This is a genomic window from Halolactibacillus halophilus (genome assembly GCF_900115605.1).
Classification (GTDB): Bacteria; Bacillota; Bacilli; order Bacillales; family Amphibacillaceae; genus Halolactibacillus; species Halolactibacillus halophilus.
The window spans coordinates 1-1667 of record NZ_FOXC01000085.1 but is presented as its reverse complement, the minus strand read 5'-3'; the positions used below and the strand labels follow the sequence as shown (position 1 = coordinate 1667).

The 1667-nt window shown below is 38.6% G+C and carries 1 protein-coding gene; it reads left to right on the top strand.

What is annotated here, in order from left to right:
- The first annotated feature begins 95 nt into the window (after positions 1 to 95).
- On the top strand, positions 96 to 1448 hold the full coding sequence (locus BM098_RS13195) for an IS91 family transposase (protein ID WP_089834118.1): 1353 nt from the start codon (positions 96 to 98) through the stop codon (positions 1446 to 1448).
- Positions 1449 to 1667: the final 219 nt, after the last annotated feature.

Sequence of the window (1667 nt, the reverse complement as noted above, 5' to 3'; positions counted from 1 at the left end):
TAGTATAGGAAAGTATAAAATTTTCGTTGATATACCAAGGGTTGGAACGTTATGAAGAGTTGAAATTTATTGAGGAAAAGGGTTAAGATAATAGTATGGCACATGAAGAAAGTATTCCTGTTCAAATGAATATTTTAAAAGCCATATTCAGTGATCATTGGTCTAGGTTTCTTAAAGAAAACAAAGATAAGATGCGTCCGGTCATCATCGAAGAAGTGGAAAAGTTTTTACACTGTGGAGAGTTATCAAATGGTTTTTTGACATTTAAATGTGAGGCTTGTCCGAAGGTAAAGAAGATACCTATTCGGTGTAAAGGGAAGTTCTGTCCAACATGTGCAGTAGGTGAAGCACAAAAGTGGGCAGATATACAAGCGAATGATATGTATCGTAGTAACCATCGACACGTTGTTTTCACGATTGATGAAGGTCTGCGATCTATCTTTGCGGGGAAATACCGAAAGAAGTTATTAAAAGAATTAATGGATGAAGCCGCGCGGCTTCTCAATGAATGGTTTAAGAAGTGTGGATTCAAACCAGGTATTGTATCAGCGTTACATACCTTTGGGTCTAAGTTGGAGTTTAATCCGCATATTCACATGCTTGTCAGTATGGGTGGTGTCACACCAGAGAATAAATGGAAAACATATGATTTCATTCCATTCACAAAATTGCGTAAGCAGTGGCAGACTGTTGTATTGAAGCTGATTAGACGTACTTTATCTCCGGCAGCTAAGAAAATTGTTCAACCAAAACTTCAAGCAGCCTATAAAAATAATCCGCAAGGATTTTACGTCAACGCACCTAAGCGTAGTAAAACAGATGTGAAAAAAATCTTGGGTTACATTGGTCGGTATATGAAGCGAGGCCCCATTGCCTTCCATCGTATTATCATGTATGACGGAGAAACCGTTGTTTTTAAATACCATGATAAGCAAGATGGTGAAGAAAAAGTGGAATCTTTAACCGTTGATGCCTTTATTGGACGGTTAATTCGGCATATACCGGATAAACAATTTAAAATGATTCGTCACTATGGATTGTATTCTCGTCGAATTAAGACAGTTATGAAGGAAATAGTGACCATCTACCAAGAAAGTATCAAAAAACGTTTAGTTAATGCTAAAAAGATGATCAAACCGAAAGGTTGGAGGGAAAGCATTAAGGAATCCTTTGGCTATGATCCATTAAAATGTTCGGAATGTGGCAATGTATTGGAATTCAGAGGGATAGCTGTGCGCAAAAACGGGCAACTTGAAGTGCAATATGCGAATGATAAAGAGGCCAAAGATTATATTAATCGGGAGGTTGAAAGAATTGAGTCAGAAGCGTACAAAGAAGCACAAAAAGAAAAAACAGAAGCAGCCATCAAAAAGTATCGTTTCAGTTGGAGCGAACGCGAAAAAGAAATACGAGAACGGGAACGTCGAATTCGTTTGTCGGAGTTGTAAAGTAACGGAAGATATACCAAGAGAAGTTGTTGAACAGTTTGATATGATGGATACGGGAGATCCAATGGATCCCCCACGGTTTAGTTGCGAAAAATGCGGAGGAGAAATGCTTCCTGTGTATTATACAAGCCTTCATGGCATCACTTATAAAAATCCAGAATTGAAAAGCTCGGCTAACCTCTAGCCCAAAAAGGGCGAGGCCTAGCCGAGCTTTTCTTA

Bases quoted from the DNA above. Each gene is read 5' to 3' on its own strand.
- BM098_RS13195 (WP_089834118.1), top strand. From the start codon at position 96: ATGGCACATGAAGAAAGTATTCCTGTTCAAATGAATATTTTAAAAGCC.